The following is a 17,952-nucleotide window of genomic DNA, read 5'->3' on the forward strand; positions in this document are numbered from 1 at the left end:
CCTAAGGTACGAAACCGAATCATAACAATCCGGGCCCGGTCCCTCAGGACCCAACAACGTGCGAAGACCAGCACCCCCATAAACCCTCGTTCCTACCAGCAAGCTGGCGTACTGAAAAGAAAACAGTTCCTCTGATCACAATGTCAATGTTCCACCCATGAGCGCCGTCCAACCCGAACAGGTTGGCACGACTTGGCAAGTAACTCCGTAGACTCGCGAACTGTAAACAGGAACGCTCCCCACGGCTTGCACATGCTCCTTAGAAAGGAGGTGATCCAGCCGCACCTTCCGGTACGGCTACCTTGTTACGACTTAGTCCTAATCACCAATCCCACCTTCGACAGCTCCTCCCCTTGCAGGTTAGGCCACTGGCTTCGGGTGTTACCGACTTTCATGACTTGACGGGCGGTGTGTACAAGGCCCGGGAACGTATTCACCGCAGCGTTGCTGATCTGCGATTACTAGCGACTCCGACTTCATGAGGTCGAGTTGCAGACCTCAATCCGAACTGAGACCGACTTTTTGGGATTCGCTCCACCTTGCGGTATTGCAGCCCTTTGTATCGGCCATTGTAGCATGCGTGAAGCCCAAGACATAAGGGGCATGATGATTTGACGTCATCCCCACCTTCCTCCGAGTTGACCCCGGCAGTCTCCTTTGAGTTCCCACCATTACGTGCTGGCAACAAAGAACGAGGGTTGCGCTCGTTGCGGGACTTAACCCAACATCTCACGACACGAGCTGACGACAACCATGCACCACCTGTTTACGAGTGTCCAAAGAGTGAACTATTTCTAGCCCGTTCTCGTATATGTCAAGTCTTGGTAAGGTTCTTCGCGTTGCATCGAATTAATCCGCATGCTCCGCCGCTTGTGCGGGCCCCCGTCAATTCCTTTGAGTTTTAGCCTTGCGGCCGTACTCCCCAGGCGGGGAACTTAATGCGTTAGCTGCGACACAGAAACCGTGGAATGGTCCCTACATCTAGTTCCCAACGTTTACGGCATGGACTACCAGGGTATCTAATCCTGTTCGCTCCCCATGCTTTCGCTCCTCAGCGTCAGTTACGGCCCAGAGATCTGCCTTCGCCATCGGTGTTCCTCCTGATATCTGCGCATTCCACCGCTACACCAGGAATTCCAATCTCCCCTACCGCACTCTAGTCTGCCCGTACCCACTGCAGGCCGGAGGTTGAGCCTCCGGTTTTCACAGCAGACGCGACAAACCGCCTACGAGCTCTTTACGCCCAATAATTCCGGATAACGCTTGCACCCTACGTATTACCGCGGCTGCTGGCACGTAGTTAGCCGGTGCTTTTTCTGCAGGTACCGTCATGATGTGACAAGCACATCGCTTCTTCCCTACTAAAAGAGGTTTACAACCCGAAGGCCGTCGTCCCTCACGCGGCGTTGCTGCATCAGGCTTTCGCCCATTGTGCAATATTCCCCACTGCTGCCTCCCGTAGGAGTCTGGACCGTGTCTCAGTTCCAGTGTGGCCGGTCACCCTCTCAGGCCGGCTACCCGTCGTAGGCTTGGTGAGCCATTACCTCACCAACTACCTGATAGGCCGCGAGTCCATCCTTGACCGAAAATCTTTCCAACTCCTAGCCATGCGGCTGAAGCTCGTATCCAGTATTAGACGTCGTTTCCAACGCTTATTCCAGAGTCAAGGGCAGGTTACTCACGTGTTACTCACCCGTTCGCCACTAATCCACAGAGCAAGCTCTGCTTCATCGTTCGACTTGCATGTGTTAAGCACGCCGCCAGCGTTCATCCTGAGCCAGGATCAAACTCTCCATAAATGTTTGATAGCAACCACAAACCAAAGCCTGCAGAAGCACATCTTGTGCAAAGACCAACCGGAATAGGTCAGAACCTTGCAAGTTTGAAACTGACAGAACAAATCAAAACTGACTTGCTTTGTTATTTATATCTTTTCCAAAGGAATCCGCTGCACCCCCACAACCAACCCGAAATAGGTTGATCACAAAAAGCACAGTCGGGTTTTTGGCATTTGACATTGTGCACGCTGTTGAGTTCTCAAGGATCGGACGCTCCTGACCTCCACCGCAAAACGGTTTCACCCCAGGGCAACAAACCTGTATCAGCCACCCCCACAAGACTGCAGAAAGCAACCTGTCTAGCCTACCAGCCCCAGCGTGTCTGTCAAATCAGAAGAAACAAACCAGAACGGCTAGCAACACCTGACCAACACACGCACAAAGCGGATACTCATCGTACGATCACCCACCAGAACCCACAAAAGGAATCCCAGCAACTGACCGGACTAAAACTATAGCAGCTTCAGACCGATGGTGGCCCCCACTTGAGGCCGGAAACCTAGCAGCAGAACTGCCCGGGTTGTCCGCACCTTTGGGGTGACAAGAGGAAACATTACGTGCATTCCGCCCCCCTCACCAACACCAACCACATCCCGGGCGTGTCGGGTGGTATGTCGCCAGAGAGCCGGGATCTCGGCATCGACGCCCAGCGATGTGGAACAGTCCGCTCATCGGCTCCGCGATGGGGCACGAAACGTTCTCTCAGCCCTCGCCTCCGAGCTGATTCCTCGGCTGGACGCGTCAAACTAATATTCATACAATTGACCGACTCGCAGAGTGAAGAGTTGCAATTGTGGCTGGACCGCTGCCCGGATACGAGGAATCACAATGACTTGGATGGTAACCGGCGGTGCTGGCTATATCGGCGCCCACGTCGCTCGCGCTCTAGCGAACGCCGATATGGCGGCGGTGATCGTGGATGACCTCTCCAGCGGGCTCATCAGTTTCATTCCGGACGACGTACCGTTCGTGCACGCCAACATCCTCGACAAAGTCTCGCTCGTTCAGGCAATGACCACACACGGGGTTACCGGCGTAATTCATGTTGCCGGATTCAAATACGCCGGCGTGTCCGTAGAGCGCCCCCTGCACACGTATAACCAAAACGTCACCGCCACGGTCACTCTGCTCGAAGCCATGCAGGAGTGCGGTGTCGATCAAGTGGTGTTCTCCTCCAGCGCAGCAGTCTTCGGAACTCCAGACGTCGACCTAGTGACCGAGAGCACGCCCAAGCAGCCCCTATCTCCGTACGGAGAGTCCAAGCTGATTGGTGAATGGCTTTTGCGTGACCAAGCAGTCGCCACCGGCCTGCGCCACACATCTCTGCGCTACTTCAATGTTGTCGGCTCCGGTGACCCTGCGGTCTATGACACCAGCCCCCATAATCTTTTCCCCCTGGTATTCGAAGCTCTTGTCGCGGGAAAAACCCCACGCATCAACGGCACCGACTATCCAACTCCCGATGGCACCAACGTGCGTGACTACGTTCACGTCGCCGACATTGCGGCCGCGCACGTCGCAGCCGCCCGCCGACTCGAAGCACACGAAGAGATCGAACCCGCGTACAACTTGGGAAGCGGAGACGGACTCTCGGTTGCCCAAATAATGGCCGCTGTAGCAGCAGTCACCGGCATCCCCTTCACTCCTGAAATAGCACCGCGTCGGGCCGGAGACCCACCCCGCATCGTCGCGAACGGTGACCTCGCGAGCCGCGACCTCGAATGGAAAATGCGGTTCAGCACAGAAGAAATGGTTCGCAGCGCCTGGGAAGCCCGCCTCCGTGCAGAAAAAGGAAGTGCAGAATGACGTCGAGGATCGCCAAGCGCCCCACCACACTCGCCGATGGCCGAGAGCTCATCTACTTCGACGACGCCGACACCACACTCGGGGAAGAACGTTCTGTCGACAGCAGAGTTCTTGATCCACGGCCCGCAACCGCGACCATGAGACAAGATATCCTGACGGGAGAATGGGTGTCCGTAGCGGCTGCCCGCCAGAACCGAGTGTTTCTGCCGCCCGCCGATCAAGATCCGCTAGCACCACAGACTCCCCAGAACCCCTCCGAAGTTCCGGCGCTCTATGACGTCGCCGTCTTCGAGAACCGTTCACCATCGTTCGGGCCGGCCCTTGCCGGAAGCGACAACAGCCCGACGGGCCTCGACGATCTCGCAGATCTCGGGCTCGGCCGCATCCGAAGCTCCATTGGTCGGTGTGAAGTCGTGTGCTTCAGCCCCGACCACGAAGGATCATTCGGCACGCAAACCCCCAGTCGCGCCCGCACCGTGATCGAGGCGTGGGCGGATCGCACCGAAGCGCTTTCGGCGCTCGACGGCGTGCAGCAAGTATTCCCCTTTGAGAACCGTGGTGAAGCAATCGGCGTGACGCTGCTACACCCGCACGGACAGATCTACTCGTACCCGTACATCACCCCCAAAACGCAACGGACTCTGGATGCGATTGATCGCACCAGCCCCGACATGTTTCAGCGCATCCTCGACTTCGAACGCGCTGGCGACCGCGTCGTACTGAGTGGAGAACACTGGACGGCGTTCGTGCCGTTCGCCGCACGCTGGCCCATCGAGGTGCATATGTTGCCGCACCGCCAGATCCCCGACTTCGCTGCTACCTCGGATGACGAACGTGACGAGCTCGCCACAATGTATCTGAAACTACTGCGCGGTATTGACGCGATCTACGACTCCCCCACGCCGTACATCGCAGCGTGGCATCAGGCTCCCGTCAACACGGCACGCGACACGTTCCGCCTCCACCTGCAACTGACCTCACCTCGTCGCGCGGCCGACAAACTGAAATATCTTGCAGGATCTGAGTCTGCGATGGGCGCGTGGATCGCTGACGTCACGCCAGAGGCCGCCGCCGAGAACATCCGAAAGGCCACCGAACGAGCATGAGTGTCACAGTGCAACAGCTAAGCGAACACTTCAGCAGCCTTACCGGACGGAAGCCAGATGGCGTGTGGTCGGCACCTGGCCGCGTCAACCTCATCGGCGAACACACCGACTACAACGAAGGTTTCGTGCTGCCGTTCGCGATCGACCGCCGCACGCGTGCTGCCGTTGGGCTGCGCAGTGACGGAATCATCCGAGTCACTAGCACGTTCGACGACACCCCCGTTGAGATTCCGCTGTCGGACCTCGATGCTGCGCGTGCCGCAGGCAAAATCACCGGCTGGAGCGCCTATCCGCTCGGTGTCGCCTGGGCTCTTGGACAACACGGCGCAGATCTGACTACTGTTGCCGGCGTCGACATCATCATCGATTCCACCGTTCCTGTTGGCGCTGGGCTGTCGTCGTCTGCCGCCATCGAAAGCTCAGTGGCCCTGGCGCTCAACGACCTCTGGAGCCTCGGCTTCTCGCGCGAGAAGCTCGCAAAAGTCGGACAGATGGCCGAAAACGACGTCGTCGGTGCTCCCACCGGGATCATGGACCAGTCAGCATCCCTTCTCGGGGCGCCGGATTCGGCCGTGTTTCTCGATTGCCGGTCGCTCGATGCGACAGTCGTACCGCTCAGACTAACGAACGCGGAGCTCAGCATCCTGGTGATGGACACCCGCGTCTCGCACTCCCACGCCACGGGCGGCTACTCCGAGCGTCGCGCGTCCTGTGAAGCGGGCGCATCCGCCATGGGTACCTCGTCGTTGCGCGACGTGAGCGTCGCTGACCTCGACCGCGCGCGCGAAATTCTTGACGACGTGACGTTCCGACGTGTTCGTCACGTGGTCACCGAAAATCAGCGAGTGCTGGACACGGTTCGCGCCCTCAACGACCAAGGACCACTCGCCATTGGTGCCCTGCTCGACGCCTCACACGTGTCGATGCGCGACGACTTCGAGATCTCGATCCCTGAACTCGATCTTGCCGTCGAGACTGCGCGAGAACATGGCGCTATTGGAGCGCGGATGACCGGCGGAGGTTTCGGCGGAGCAGCAATTGCTCTCGTTCCGCACGCCCGTGTTTCTGAGGTCGAAGGCGCAGTGAAGGAAGCCTTTGCCGCACGCGGATTCACCGAGCCCGTCACCTTCACCGTGACTCCATCACAGGGCGCCGAGCGGAACACCGCCGCGACCCCCGAGGCCTAGAACTAAGTGTGGCATCGATCAGGTAGTCGTAGGAAGTTCGCGCGGTGCTAGCGGAAACACCACAAACAGAGATAAGCCAGCCGACCATACAGCCCGCCTATCTCCGTCTATCCACCTGTGCTCCCTGATCTCTCGGAGAACTCAGCGCGACAACGACCGATGGTGGAGATGGGGGGAATTGAACCCCCGTCCACTGCTGTAATTCCATGCCTTCTACGGGTGTAGCTTGTGCAGACGTTCTACTCGGCTCTGATCTTTGCCACAAGCACCTAGATCAACAAGCCCAGCCAGAGTGCAAGTCCCACGTAGCCCTCAGGCGTAACTACGCAGCAATCTCTCTAAATTGCGCCAGGATTCGGGTAGAGAGCATTCCCGATCTGACGGACTTCTTTAGTGCGCTCGCTTAGGCAGCGAGGGCGAAGTCAGTGCGCTTTGAATTGGCACTTATAGTTTGCAGTCATCGTTAACGAGATAAGGCTGCATTCTCGACCCGCTTCTCATCGTTTTGCAGGCAATGTCGAAACCGATCATCCCCCTGAGAAGGTCGTTGTCGCGCTGTGGAGTTATCAAAACTACCCAAAGAACAGGTAGCCCTCAATCCTAGTTCACAACCGCGATCGAGACCAGCCCGCGTGACGAACACGCTACGAGCGAACCTGGGCCCGCATCCCGCCACGGGCGAAGTAGATTTGATCCATGAGCGATAAAACACAAGAACTTCCCACCAAAACCACAATGTTCGGCGCAGACTGGTGCCGCGACTGCGTTCGCTCCGAAGCTCTGCTCAATTCACTGAACATCGAGTGGGACAAAATCGATGTTGAAAAAGACCCGGCCGCAGCCGACCGCGCCCATGCCATCAGCGGTCGCCTCAACATCCCCGTCGTGCAGTTCACCGACGGAACCTTCCAAGTTGAGCCCAGCGACAAAGAGCTCACAGCCAAGCTCACCGAGCTCGGCGAGATCTAACCGCTACTCCCCCATATTCTTTCGTGCGGCAATCGCACGATCTGACTCACGCTTATCTTGACGCTCACGTAACGTCTGACGCTTGTCGTATTCACGCTTACCCTTGGCAACCGCCAGCTCTACCTTGGCCCGGCCATCCAGAAAATATATGGACAACGGCACAAGCGTGTAGCCACCCTGCTTAATCTTGTTGTGGATCTTCACGATCTGCTCTTTATGCAACAGCATCTTGCGCTTGCGCCGCGGTGGATGGTTGTTCCACGATCCCTGAAAGAACTCAGGAATATGCACGGCATCCAGCCACGCTTCCGCATGATCGTCAATGTAGCCGTAGCCGTCAATCAAACTAGCGCGCCCCAACCGCAACGACTTCACCTCAGTACCCGACAAGACAAGACCCGCCTCAAAGGTGTCTTCGATGCTGTAATCATGGCGAGCCTTACGGTTGCTTGCCACAACCTTTCGGTCGCCATCCTTAGGCATGATTCACTTCTCTCTCAATTGGGGCGGATGCCAGCACCGGCACGGCGAATGCCGACAGTGCAGCAAATAAGTTTAGCGCGAGAGGTGCAAACCGCCTAGACCTTCAAGTATCTGCTGATCGCAACGCCAGCAGAAATCGCCGCCAGCCCCGCACCGGACACGATGAGGACAGGAACAACGAGCAACGCCTCATCCATTCCCAGCAGGCTCGTGTTGACCGGCAGGGTGGATGCCAGATATCCCCGAACAAAGAACTGAACGATAGCGACAATCGCGCCGCTGGCCAACACCGAACCGATGAGAGAGGCGAATACGCCCTCAAGAATGAACGGGGTTTGGATGAACCGGTTCGATGCACCAACAAGCCGCATAATGCCCAGCTCTCGACGACGCGAGAACGCGCTCAGCCTGATCGTGGTTGCAATGAGCAAGACAGCAGCAACAAGCATGAGACCGGCGACCCCAATTGCCGTGAAGCTCGCAGCGTTGAGGATGGCGAAGATCGGCTCAAGATAGGAACGCTGATCCTGAACGCTCTCAACGCCAGCAAGCCCGGACAGACTCTCAATCAGCACATCTGCCTGCTCCGGATCGACCAGATTCACCCGGAAGCTTTCGTTCAAGGTCTCCGGCGTGATGATGCCAGCAAAGGTAGTGTCAGCGAACTGCTCCTTAAAGTTCTCGTACGCCTGTTCGTTCGTCTCAAACTGAACCTCGTTGATGTACGGCGCGAGTGTTGCCGAATCCAACTGCTGCCCGACCGCATCAATCTGGTCTTCGGTAGCTTCTGCCAACGTGCAATTGCCGGTCGTATCGATATCGGTGCACATATAAACCGCCACCTGAGCGCGGTCGTACCAATACCCCTTCATCTGGCCGATTTGCATCTGCAACAAAATCGACGCGCCCACGAACGTGAGCGAAATGAAGGTCACAAGAACAACAGAGACCACCATCGACAGGTTGCGGCGCAGCCCGCTGCCAACCTCGCCAAGAATTAAGCCAAGTCTCACGCGTCGAGCCCCTGACCCTGCGAAGGCTGCGCAGAGGCCGTCGACACCGGCACGCCGGGTCCACTTGCAGCCGGATGTGGGATGCGCGCTTGAGCCGGAACCGACTGCGTTTGGTACCCACCCTGGCGCTCATCGCGCACGATCTGCCCACCAATGAGCTCAATCACCCGGCGCTTCATCTGGTCAACAATGCCAGCATCATGGGTGGCCATGATTACGGTGGTGCCACCCAGGTTGATTCGCTCAAGGAGTGTCATGATTCCGGCAGAAGTCGCCGGGTCAAGGTTTCCCGTCGGCTCATCCGCGAGCATGATCGCAGGCTTATTCACGACGGCTCGCGCAATCGCTACTCGCTGCTGCTCGCCACCAGAAAGCTCATGGGGAAAGCGACTCGATTTGCCAGCGAGACCGACCATCTTGAGAGCATCCGGAACCGCCTCCTGAATGTAGCCGCGACTCTTACCTATCACCTGAAGAGTGAAAGCAACGTTATCGAAGACAGTCTTATTGGGCAGCAGGCGGAAATCCTGAAACACCACGCCAAGGTTGCGACGGAAGTAGGGCACCTTGCGACTCGACAGGGTGTTCAAGTGCTGACCCAGCACGTGAACGGTTCCCTTGCTTGGGTTCTCCTCTTTGAGGATCAACTGCAAAAAACTGGACTTGCCCGAACCGGAAGCTCCCACCAAAAAGACAAACTCGCCCTTGAGTATTTCAAGGTCAACCGAATTCAGTGCCGGCCTCGTGGTGCCCGGATACGACTTCGAAACAGCATCAAAACGAATCATTTGGAGTCAGCCTAGAGACGCCCAGCGCGGAATGTGGCAGCGACCCACCGCGTGCCAAGACTCACAGGATGGCGCGCTTGCGCCACTTGATGCCCGCCGAAATAAAACCATCCAGATCGCCATCAAACACATTCGACGGGTTGTTGACCTCGAACTCGGTACGCAAATCTTTCACCATTTGGTACGGCGCCAAGACGTAGCTGCGCATCTGATCGCCCCAACTCGCGGTGATCACGCCCGCGATCTCCTTCTTTGTTGCCGCCTCCTGCTCGCGCTGTAACAACAGCAGGCGCGACTGAAGCACCCGCATTGCCGCCGCACGGTTTTGGATCTGGCTCTTCTCATTCTGACAACTCACCACAATGCCCGTGGGCAAGTGGGTGATGCGAACAGCAGAGTCGGTGGTGTTCACCGACTGGCCGCCAGGACCGGAAGAGCGGAAGACATCAACCCGGATGTCGTTCTCGGGAACTTCGACAACATCCGTCGTCTCGATCAGGGGAACAACCTCGACCGCAGCAAAACTGGTCTGGCGCTTACCGGCAGAGTTGAACGGGCTCATCCGCACGAGGCGGTGTGTACCCGCTTCGACGCTGAGCGTTCCAAACGCGAAGGGCGCATCGACCTCAAAGGTGGCTGACTTGATGCCCGCTTCTTCGGCGTAGCTCGTGTCAAGGACGCGGGTGGGGTACGAGTGCTGCTCGGCATACCGAAGGTACATGCGCAACAGCATTTCGGCGAAGTCTGCCGCGTCAACCCCACCTGCTCCGGCGCGAATGGTGATGACGGCCGGTCGCTGATCAAACTCGCCGTTGAGGAGTGTCTGAACCTCTAGGTCGCCCAACGTCTTCGTGATGCCAACAAGTTCGGAGCGAGCATCCGCTGCAGCCTGCGCATCACTCTCTTCATTGGCGAGCTGAACCATGATTTCGAGGTCGTCGAGTCGGCTGGAGAGGGAAACGATCTTGGCGAGCTCCGCCTGACGGTGGCTGAGGTCGCTCGTAACCTTTTGTGCCTTGTCGGTGTCGTCCCACAGATCGGGAGCACCTGCCAGTTTGCTGAGCTCTGCAATCTCCGCCGTCAGTCGATCCGTGTCGACAACCTGGCGAATATCAGCGAAAGTTGAGCGCAAGGCGGCGATGTCGTCAGAAAAGTCCAGTTCATCCATATCATTCACCAGACTACCCGCTGGCTCACGCGGCAGGTGTTGAGCGGCCACGACATACTATTGACGGCGATGAGCACAACGGAAAAACCCTTCAGCTGGCGCTCAATTGGGCTGCCCGTTCTCTTACCGACGCTCCTGTTCTCGATCGGTGAAGGCGCGATCATTCCTTTGATCCCGATCGCTGCAAACAACCTGGGTGCCACGCTGGCGATCGCAGGACTCGTGGCTGCGCTGCTGACCCTCGGGGAGCTGTTCGGTAATATTCCCAGCGGATGGCTCATCTCCCGCATTGGCGAACGACCAGCCATGATCGGCGCAAGTGCCCTCTCCATCGTGGGAGTCGTGATCTGCATTCTTGCCCCCAACCCTGTTGCCCTCGGATTCGGGGTGCTACTGATCGGCTTGGCGACCGCCGTCTTCGCTCTGGCACGCCACGCGTTTCTTACGAGCTTCGTGCCCCTCGCATACCGGGCTCGAGCACTCTCTACCCTCGGTGGCACCTTTCGACTCGGAATGTTTATCGGCCCATTCATCTCAGCGGTGATCATTCAGCTCACGGGTGCAGCAATTGTCGCATTCTGGATTCACGTTGTCGCGTGCGCCGCCGCCGCCCTAGTACTGATCCTCCTCCCCGACCCCGCCACCACCTTCGGGGCGGTTCACACCTCGCGGATAAACAACCGCACCCTGCGCGACGGAGAAGCGCTTGTGGAGAAGCAATCAAACGGGCTGTTTGCCACAATTCGGCAGAACCGAGCCGTGCTCTCACGCCTCGGCATTGGTGCCGCGATCATCGGCGCGATGCGCGCCAGTCGACAGGTGATTCTCCCGCTCTGGGCGGTGAGCATCGGGATCGCGGATGCCAACACCGCGATCATCATTGGGATCGCCGGCGCCGTCGACTTCGCCCTCTTCTACACGGGAGGCCAAATAATGGACCGCTTTGGGCGGCTCTGGACCGCAGTACCATCGCTGATTGGGCTCAGCATCGGTCACCTCGTGCTCTCGTCCACTCACGATCTCAGCGCCAACACCGCGTGGTTTATTGGTGCCGCAATGTTCTTGTCATTGGCCAATGGTCTCGGAAGCGGCATCGTGATGACATTGGGCGCCGACCTCGCACCCGCCAACAATCCCGCCCCCTTCCTGGGAGCTTGGCGTTTTACCGGCGGGCTCGGACAAGCAACTTCACCACTCATGATCGCGGGAATCACAGCAATCGCTTCGCTCTCAGTAGCGGCAGGAACGGTGGGCGTGCTCGGGCTAATCGGCGCCGGCGTGATGATTCGCTATGTGCCCCGCTACATCCACAAACCACAGCGCTAAGAGCTGCGCTTTGCCTGATATGTGAGCTGTTGGCTATCGCCCTAAACTGGCGCGATGATCCCCACCGCAAGCCTCGTCGCGTTCGTGCTCGTCAAGCTTGGCGGGATCGTGAGCTCGCTCGGTAACGCCACCGGTGGTGTAGTGCTCGTGTTTGCGGTGGCCTTCGGGGTCGGCACCGGCAGCGTGCAAGCGCAACTCTTGCTACTTGGCTTGATTTTCATGGCCATTGCCGTAGTCTCCGACACCGCGTAGGCACTGGCGGCGGGGTTCGCTCGCGATTGGTTTGCTAACTCACCCCGCCGGATAACGAACCTTTCCGCCGTTGGCGGCTTCGCCCTGATCGGGCTCGGCATTGGTTCGCTACTTATCCCGCACGCTAAGCGATAGCGGCGACCGCATCGGTAATTTGTGTCGACCCGTCCATGAACTCGATGGTGTGACCGATCGTGTTGTCGCTGTCAATCACAGCGGCAATCACATGAGCGACATTTTCGCGCGATGCCTTTTCGGCGGTTGCTGCATCGCCAACATCGATCTTTCCTGATGCTGGTTCGCTTGAAAGCGCCCCCGGCCCCACGATTGTGTACCGCAGGGGGCCTTTGCGCAGGTGGTCGTCTGCCGCAGCCTTGGCCTCAGCGTAGGCAAAAAAGTCATTGTCTTCTGGCACGCCGTGGTCGAGGCTTGCACCCCGGTAGGACAGCACGACATAGCGGTGAACTCCTGCGTGTGCTGCAGCATCCATTGTTCGGATGGCGGCATCGCGGTCAACAGAGTAGGTGCGCTCAGGGCTACCACCACCAGCACCCGCGGCGAACACGATCGCGTCGTTGCCGGTAAAGATTTCGGAGAGCTCTTCGGCGCTGAGCGCTTCGATGTCTGCGACCACTGGCACCGCGCCTGTTGCGCTGATATCAGCTTCTTGGTCAGGATTGCGAATCAGGGAATGCACGTGGTGACCCCTGCCGCTGAGCAGCTCCGCAAGGCTCATTGCGATTTTGCCGTGGCCTCCGACGATAACGATTCGTTTCATGGCTAACTCCTTTTGCGTGGTTTGCGCACGTCCGTGCTTTGCGCACGTGCGTTCTGAGCACTCTCCACGGTACGAAGTGAAACTCCCTGTTTGCTGCACGAGCGTTTGCTGGAAGTCGTCAACGCGTCGGCCGCATGCTACGAGAACACAGACCGCGCGCGTGCCGTGACCTCGATACGCAGGCCCTCGGGAACCAGCAACGATACAAATGGTGGACGCCAGTACGCCGACAGAGAGACAGTAGCGCTGCTTGAGTCGGCACTTGTTGCCTGCTCAATCTGCAGCTCCGTGAACTCCGCACGGGGAGCGGTCGCGAGATACTCCTCCACTGCGGTGGCAACTTTCGCGGGTGTGAGCCGAGGTCGGAAGCCATTCGGAGTACGGACGACCTCATCGAGATCGTAGGATTCTGCGCCGACGAGGGCTGCGCCATCCGCAAGAGTGAAAAGTCTCTTTCGTTCAAGGTAGAGAGACGTCGCTGCGACGACCATAAAAATCAGTACGAGCGACAAGAAACCGTAGAAGATCGTGAGTATGAGCGCGGAGCCCTCGTCATTGGCTAGGCGACAGCGCGCGGGCATTAGCGTGCTCCCGAAAATTGTGAGACCTGTTGTGTGGCTGCAGCATCCAAGGGCACCTGGAGCGGGAAAGCTCCACTCAACACAGGGGGTGCCAGCGGGAGATCAATGGTGATTGCTACCTGTACCGTCACATAGCCGTGACGGGTGAGGCAGTCATTGGGATCGGGAGCGCACGTAATACTGACCTGGGCAGCAGCGGCAACAACATTGTGATTGTCGAGCGCGAACTCGATTGCCCGCGCCGCAGCCGACTCTGCCTTCTCGAGGTTTTCGGCCTGCACAAAAACTCGGGCAGCCTGCCGCGCCGCGCCCTCTGCCGCGAGGGCCCCCGACTGAATCGCAGCCATGGTGAGAACCAAGTACACCAGAGGAACGAGCATGACCATGCCAACGGTGATGAACTCGAGGGATGCCGAACCCTGCTCTTGCCGCAGCCAGCTCATGCGCGTTCGAACCCGGCGGCAGAAGCTAGCGAACCTGCTCAATCGGAGCATGCGCGGACACCTCCAATCCATCGTCAATGCCAATCAATCCGATCAGTGGTAGTGGCGCACGAACAGTGACCATCACTGACGGCTGCCCCAGGTGATTCGTGGAGCGTGCGGTTATGTCACCGGCATAGCCGGGCGATAATGCCGTGGAAATGAGGTCGCGAGTGCGCGAGACCCCGTCGTTGAGTGACGTATCGGCCAGCGAGGCGAAACGCGCACCCTCGGCCGCAGCATCCAGAGCGGTATTGCGAATGTGGAGGGCCAGACCCAACTGAATGACGCTGAGGGTAAGGACCGTGAGCAGAACGGACACGAGCACGAACTCAACCACAGCAGAACCAGACTCGTCTTTGCGCACTAGAACCCGGTTACGCGATCAATCGCCTGCTCGAAAACCGAGCTGAGTGCCGGGCCAGCGAGACCCCAGATGATGATCACAAGACCTGCGGTCATGAGAGTGATGAGCACCCAACCCGGAACGTCTCCACGATCAGAAATGATCGGTCGTATACCTCGAGTTAGCCCGCTCTTTCGGATCAATTGAGTTGATTTCACTCTGCAAGCATCGAGCAAAAAACGAATATGTGTGGAGCTTTTCCACAGCTCTGGCAAACCACGCGACGTACGATCCACGGCGCACGACGGCTACTCCTTCGACGCGTCTCGCTTGCTTTTAGCGTTGGAATCCCTCTGCTCTGCCTGAACCGACCGCACTTCGTCCTCAGCGATAGCGTCAGTCTGAGCAAGCTCGTCGGGCGAGCCCCCCCTCGTGTCGGCAAGGATCGCGTTCTCGGTGCCCTGCGAGATCCCCGCACCGGTCGGCCCCGCTTTCTGTCGCAACCGATCGAGGGCAGCCCGAAGCGGGTGGGCAGGCTCGCGAAGGAGTGGCTCTTCGACTTCAAGCCCGTAAAACTCACCAATGTGATCGACGAACTGGGCGCGTCGAGCCTTTTCGTAAGCGCGACGTTCCCGACTAAACGCCGTCACGGTGGCCGCACACATCATCAGCATTACGACACTGAAGGGAAGGGCAGAAAGTATCGCCGCGGTTTGCAGGGTTTGTAGGCCGCCCGTAATCAGCAGTGCGATCGCCAAGAACGAGGCGAGCAGCGCGAAGAAGATCCGGATACGTTTGGGGGGTTCGGTAGCGCCACCGGTCGCAATCATCGACATCACCAGTGCGCCCGAATCGGCCGAAGTGACAAAGAAGATTCCAATAAGCAGGATGGCGCCAAAGGTGAGCACTGTCCCGGCCGGCAACCCGGCGAAGAGGTCGAACAGGGCAGAGTCGGCATCCACTGATCCGTCTGCGGCGATGAGGCCACCCTGACCGTAAAGTTCACGATAGATCGCATTTCCCCCGAGCACGCTGAACCAGAGGAAAGTAAGAACGGTGGGGACAAGCATCACGCCGCCGACAAACTCGCGCACGGTACGCCCCTTTGATACCCGCGCAATGAAGACACCGACGAAGGGTGCCCACGACATCCACCAGCCCCAGTAGAAGGTGGTCCACCCGGCCTGCCACTGCTCGCCCGCTTCGCCCGCGTAAGCACTGACAGTAAAGCTGAGCCCAATGAAGTTTTGCAAATAGTTGCCCATTGACTGCACAAACTCGCGGAACAGGAACGTGGTGGGGCCAACGATCAGAAGAAATACCAGCAGCACCGCTGCGAGCAGCAGGTTGGTAGTGGACAACCATTTCATTCCGCGGCCGATGCCCGTCACGAGTGACGCAATCGTGAACGCCACGATCACGATGATGACAATGATCTGCGTGCTGAGGTTGGCCTCGGCAATACCCGTTTTCTCCAGACCCGCCGATATCTGCAAAACGCCCAAACCCAGCGACGTCGCAACACCAAAGACCGTGCCAACGAGAGCGATGACGTCAATGAGATTGCCCCAGCCGCCATGCACCCGCTTGCCGAGTAGCGGCTCAAGTGTCCAACGGATCGAAATGGGCCTCCCGCGACGGTGGATTGCGTAGGCGAGCGCAAGCCCGACAACCACATAAATGGCCCACGCATGCACGCCCCAATGAAGGAACGTTTGACTCATCGCTTGCTGCGCGAGTTCAATTTCGTTGCCAGTGACTCCCGGGCGCGGGTTCGCGAAATGGCTGAGAGGCTCAGCGACTCCGTAGAAAACAAGGCCGATACCCATCCCAGCGGCAAAAAGAAATGAGATCCACGCAAGCATCGAGAACTCGGGCTCGTCCTCATCCTTGCCCAGTTTGATATCGCCGAAACGGCTAAATCCTAGCCAGAGCGCAAACGCAACAAAGAATGCAGCGATGAGAACGTAATACCAACTGAATGAGTTGACGACACTTGACTGAAGGGTGTCGAATACATTTTTTGCGATCGTCGGCGTAACCATCGAGAAAGCTGTGATCGCAATAACCAGGCCGGCAGCAGGCCAAAACACCCACGGCGCCAACAGCCGACTAGCGGTGGGCGGCGCAGGCATCCCGATCCCGGGTTGCGTAGAACCGTTCGATCCTGCAGTCATTGCGTCTCCGATCGCCTGGGTAGGACGTTATTCAGAATACCGCTGAGTGGTGCGGACAAGCTAGGCAGAAAACACGGAACAAACACGAGGATTCTTGCTGCCGATGCCGCCCTGCAAGATCGCCGGTCTCAACCAGTCGAGAACCTGGACCACACACCGGTTGCGCTCCATGCCTCAGAACCCGACCTGCAGCACAAAGATACCCGGGAAGATCGCGAAAGCTATCGTGATGGGCAAAATAAGGAATACAAGAGGGAAGGTACCGGGACTAAAACACGCATTGCGCTGCTAAGGGTTGCGGAGTGAGCTGAGCGGGCGTGCCGATCTCGAATCATTAAAAAGATTTTCGGAGTGACGTAGCAAGATTTCAGAGCCCTCAACCTCAAACGTCTGAGTCTCGTTTGGTGTTTAGCACCCGCGCGGCGGTTGGGCTTACCCTTTTCGCCAGCCGCCACTCTAGGGCGAACGGCCGTGACCGTCCGAGAAACTCGTGGGCCCCTAAAGCCTCACCAAACCGCATCCTGAACACTCCCAGACGACCGTGCTGCCATGCTCGACAGGCTCCATGCGGATCAGGCAACGCTCACAGTTCGCGGTATCGAGGTCGTCGCTCTCGTCGCTCTCGTCGCTCTCGTCGCTCTCGTCGCTCTCGTCATTCTCTTACTTGTGTCTCAGCATTATTCGGGAGCCCTCGCGGAATATAGACGAATAAGAGTACGAGGAAGAGGGATAACGTTCTGATTACGCAGGGTCTGAGTTTCACGGATGTCAGAAGGTCACGACATGCTGAGGTCATGACTATCCCACCCGCAGACCAAGAATCCCAACCGAATCTTCCCCCACAGGCAGCTAGTCCTGCGAAAGAGAAGAACGTCCTCGGCATCACCGCCTTCATAGTAGCGATCGTCGGGTTCGTCTTCGCCTGCATCCCGGGCGCACTTATTGTCGGTTGGATTCTTTTGCCAATCGCATTCATCCTCGCGATCGTCGCTCTCTTCCTCAAGGGAAAAAGCAAGACGCTTGCCCTCATAGGGCTCATCATCTCAGTTCTCGGGACCATCGTCGGCGCGGTCGTATTCACGGCCGTAGTAGCCAACGCATTCGACGACGCTTTCTCAGGCGGGGACACAACGGTGGCAGCCCCCGAAGGCCAAACTGAGGAAACTGAGGAAAGTGAAAAAGCTGACGACGAGCAGGGGACACGCGCAAACCCGTACCCGATCGGCAGCGCGATCACGCAAGGAGACTGGACAGTCACCATTAACAGCGTGAATCTTGATGCGACCGACGAACTCCTTGAAGACAACATGTTCAACGACGCGCCTGACGCTGGCAGCGTCTATATCCTCGTGAACATGACAGCCACCTACAACGGCACCGACCCAGACGGTGACTCGGTCTGGGCCACAGTCAACTACATCACCGCGGACGGGAACACCATCGACGGCCTTGCAAAGTTTATTTCGGCACCAGAGCCATTCGAAAGCCTCTCTACCCTTTATGAAGGGGCATCAATTACCGGCAATCAAGCGTTACAAGTACCCGCCGACACCGCAGCCGACGGAGTCCTCGCAGTCAATCCGACAATGATGGGCGACAAGGTGTTCGTCGCCGTCAAATAACCTCGCCTCATCAACCGGACCCCCTCGCTG

General features: G+C 58.1%; 18 protein-coding genes, 1 rRNA gene and 1 other RNA gene. 8 read left to right on the top strand and 12 right to left on the bottom strand.

Going from position 1 to position 17,952, the window contains the following annotated elements:
• Positions 1–263: 263 nt before the first annotated feature.
• Positions 264–1,799: ribosomal RNA gene (locus tag FB472_RS03090) — 16S ribosomal RNA — on the bottom strand.
• Between the two features lie 867 nt (positions 1,800–2,666).
• Between FB472_RS03090 and galE the strand changes: the two genes are divergently transcribed.
• Genes galE through galK form a run of 3 tightly spaced genes read left to right on the top strand, consistent with a single transcriptional unit; the run spans position 2,667 to position 5,937 of the window.
• On the top strand, positions 2,667–3,644 hold the full coding sequence (galE, locus tag FB472_RS03095; RefSeq protein ID WP_141989614.1) for a UDP-glucose 4-epimerase GalE: 978 nt from the start codon (positions 2,667–2,669) through the stop codon (positions 3,642–3,644).
• A complete protein-coding gene (gene galT, locus FB472_RS03100) occupies positions 3,641–4,750 on the top strand; it encodes a galactose-1-phosphate uridylyltransferase (protein WP_141989615.1) in 1,110 nt (369 codons plus the stop codon). The genes galE and galT overlap by 4 nt, the downstream gene beginning before the upstream one ends.
• Positions 4,747–5,937, top strand: coding sequence for a galactokinase (galK, locus tag FB472_RS03105; protein WP_141989616.1), 1,191 nt, complete (start codon positions 4,747–4,749; stop codon positions 5,935–5,937). Before galT ends, galK begins: the two co-directional genes overlap by 4 nt.
• Positions 5,938–6,097: 160 nt before the next feature.
• Here the strand turns inward: galK and ssrA are convergent.
• Positions 6,098–6,472, bottom strand: a transfer-messenger RNA (tmRNA) gene (ssrA, locus tag FB472_RS03110).
• A 161-nt stretch (positions 6,473–6,633) separates the two neighbouring features.
• Here ssrA and FB472_RS03115 point away from each other — a divergent pair.
• Positions 6,634–6,906 (top strand): glutaredoxin domain-containing protein, encoded by a 273-nt coding sequence (locus tag FB472_RS03115; protein ID WP_141989617.1) that lies wholly within the window; start codon positions 6,634–6,636, stop codon positions 6,904–6,906.
• Between the two features lie 3 nt (positions 6,907–6,909).
• On the opposite strand, the gene smpB is transcribed toward FB472_RS03115, so the two are convergent.
• From smpB to prfB, 4 genes are all read right to left on the bottom strand, one after another.
• Positions 6,910–7,389, bottom strand: a complete 480-nt coding sequence (smpB, locus tag FB472_RS03120) for an SsrA-binding protein SmpB (protein WP_021810099.1) — start codon at positions 7,387–7,389, stop codon at positions 6,910–6,912.
• A 95-nt stretch (positions 7,390–7,484) separates the two neighbouring features.
• A complete protein-coding gene (gene ftsX / locus FB472_RS03125; protein ID WP_021810098.1) occupies positions 7,485–8,402 on the bottom strand; it encodes a permease-like cell division protein FtsX in 918 nt (305 codons plus the stop codon).
• Complete coding sequence (gene ftsE / locus FB472_RS03130; protein WP_141989618.1) at positions 8,399–9,190, bottom strand: cell division ATP-binding protein FtsE; 792 nt, start codon at positions 9,188–9,190, stop codon at positions 8,399–8,401. Before ftsE ends, ftsX begins: the two co-directional genes overlap by 4 nt.
• Positions 9,191–9,251: 61 nt before the next feature.
• A complete protein-coding gene (gene prfB, locus FB472_RS03135; RefSeq protein ID WP_141989619.1) occupies positions 9,252–10,358 on the bottom strand; it encodes a peptide chain release factor 2 in 1,107 nt (368 codons plus the stop codon).
• 69 nt (positions 10,359–10,427) lie between these two features.
• On the opposite strand from prfB, the gene FB472_RS03140 reads away from it, so the two are divergent.
• Together FB472_RS03140 and FB472_RS14310 are read left to right on the top strand one after the other, a co-directional pair.
• Positions 10,428–11,684: an MFS transporter gene (locus tag FB472_RS03140; protein ID WP_141989620.1), complete on the top strand. Its 1,257-nt coding sequence runs from the start codon at positions 10,428–10,430 to the stop codon at positions 11,682–11,684.
• 54 nt (positions 11,685–11,738) lie between these two features.
• Positions 11,739–11,936: a hypothetical protein gene (locus tag FB472_RS14310; RefSeq protein ID WP_246078049.1), complete on the top strand. Its 198-nt coding sequence runs from the start codon at positions 11,739–11,741 to the stop codon at positions 11,934–11,936.
• Positions 11,937–12,060: 124 nt separating this feature from the next.
• On the opposite strand, the gene FB472_RS03150 is transcribed toward FB472_RS14310, so the two are convergent.
• From FB472_RS03150 to FB472_RS03175, 6 genes are all read right to left on the bottom strand, one after another.
• On the bottom strand, positions 12,061–12,714 hold the full coding sequence (locus FB472_RS03150; RefSeq protein ID WP_141989621.1) for an NAD(P)H-binding protein: 654 nt from the start codon (positions 12,712–12,714) through the stop codon (positions 12,061–12,063).
• Positions 12,715–12,851: 137 nt separating this feature from the next.
• On the bottom strand, positions 12,852–13,295 hold the full coding sequence (locus tag FB472_RS03155; RefSeq protein WP_141989622.1) for a Tad domain-containing protein: 444 nt from the start codon (positions 13,293–13,295) through the stop codon (positions 12,852–12,854).
• A complete protein-coding gene (locus FB472_RS03160) occupies positions 13,295–13,738 on the bottom strand; it encodes a hypothetical protein (RefSeq protein WP_141989623.1) in 444 nt (147 codons plus the stop codon). The genes FB472_RS03155 and FB472_RS03160 overlap by 1 nt, the downstream gene beginning before the upstream one ends.
• A 25-nt stretch (positions 13,739–13,763) precedes the next feature.
• Positions 13,764–14,144: a TadE/TadG family type IV pilus assembly protein gene (locus tag FB472_RS03165; protein ID WP_141989624.1), complete on the bottom strand. Its 381-nt coding sequence runs from the start codon at positions 14,142–14,144 to the stop codon at positions 13,764–13,766.
• Complete coding sequence (locus FB472_RS03170; protein WP_425467225.1) at positions 14,144–14,326, bottom strand: hypothetical protein; 183 nt, start codon at positions 14,324–14,326, stop codon at positions 14,144–14,146. Before FB472_RS03170 ends, FB472_RS03165 begins: the two co-directional genes overlap by 1 nt.
• A gap of 105 nt (positions 14,327–14,431) precedes the next feature.
• A complete protein-coding gene (locus tag FB472_RS03175) occupies positions 14,432–16,300 on the bottom strand; it encodes a BCCT family transporter (RefSeq protein WP_141989626.1) in 1,869 nt (622 codons plus the stop codon).
• 549 nt (positions 16,301–16,849) lie between these two features.
• On the opposite strand from FB472_RS03175, the gene FB472_RS03180 reads away from it, so the two are divergent.
• Both FB472_RS03180 and FB472_RS03185 read left to right on the top strand, forming a co-directional pair.
• The gene (locus FB472_RS03180) at positions 16,850–17,041 is read left to right on the top strand and encodes a hypothetical protein (RefSeq protein WP_141989627.1); all 192 of its coding nucleotides are present in this window, start codon (positions 16,850–16,852) and stop codon (positions 17,039–17,041) included.
• Positions 17,042–17,094: 53 nt separating this feature from the next.
• Positions 17,095–17,922 carry a hypothetical protein gene (locus tag FB472_RS03185; protein ID WP_246078050.1) on the top strand — a complete coding sequence of 276 codons (828 nt, stop codon included), beginning with the start codon at positions 17,095–17,097 and terminating at the stop codon, positions 17,920–17,922.
• Positions 17,923–17,952 lie beyond the last annotated feature (30 nt).

The sequence above is a fragment of the Rhodoglobus vestalii genome (genome assembly GCF_006788895.1).
GTDB classification, from domain to species: Bacteria; Actinomycetota; Actinomycetes; order Actinomycetales; family Microbacteriaceae; genus Rhodoglobus; species Rhodoglobus vestalii.

Coding starts and splice junctions, on each gene's coding strand:
- galE (WP_141989614.1), top strand. CDS start 2,667: ATGACTTGGATGGTAACCGGCGGTGCTGGCTATATCGGCGCCCACGTC.
- galT (WP_141989615.1), top strand. CDS start 3,641: ATGACGTCGAGGATCGCCAAGCGCCCCACCACACTCGCCGATGGCCGA.
- galK (WP_141989616.1), top strand. CDS start 4,747: ATGAGTGTCACAGTGCAACAGCTAAGCGAACACTTCAGCAGCCTTACC.
- FB472_RS03115 (WP_141989617.1), top strand. CDS start 6,634: ATGAGCGATAAAACACAAGAACTTCCCACCAAAACCACAATGTTCGGC.
- smpB (WP_021810099.1), bottom strand. CDS start 7,389: ATGCCTAAGGATGGCGACCGAAAGGTTGTGGCAAGCAACCGTAAGGCT.
- ftsE (WP_141989618.1), bottom strand. CDS start 9,190: ATGATTCGTTTTGATGCTGTTTCGAAGTCGTATCCGGGCACCACGAGG.
- prfB (WP_141989619.1), bottom strand. CDS start 10,358: ATGGATGAACTGGACTTTTCTGACGACATCGCCGCCTTGCGCTCAACT.
- FB472_RS03140 (WP_141989620.1), top strand. CDS start 10,428: ATGAGCACAACGGAAAAACCCTTCAGCTGGCGCTCAATTGGGCTGCCC.
- FB472_RS14310 (WP_246078049.1), top strand. CDS start 11,739: ATGATCCCCACCGCAAGCCTCGTCGCGTTCGTGCTCGTCAAGCTTGGC.
- FB472_RS03150 (WP_141989621.1), bottom strand. CDS start 12,714: ATGAAACGAATCGTTATCGTCGGAGGCCACGGCAAAATCGCAATGAGC.
- FB472_RS03155 (WP_141989622.1), bottom strand. CDS start 13,295: ATGCCCGCGCGCTGTCGCCTAGCCAATGACGAGGGCTCCGCGCTCATA.
- FB472_RS03160 (WP_141989623.1), bottom strand. CDS start 13,738: ATGAGCTGGCTGCGGCAAGAGCAGGGTTCGGCATCCCTCGAGTTCATC.
- FB472_RS03175 (WP_141989626.1), bottom strand. CDS start 16,300: ATGACTGCAGGATCGAACGGTTCTACGCAACCCGGGATCGGGATGCCT.
- FB472_RS03180 (WP_141989627.1), top strand. CDS start 16,850: ATGCTCGACAGGCTCCATGCGGATCAGGCAACGCTCACAGTTCGCGGT.
- FB472_RS03185 (WP_246078050.1), top strand. CDS start 17,095: ATGACTATCCCACCCGCAGACCAAGAATCCCAACCGAATCTTCCCCCA.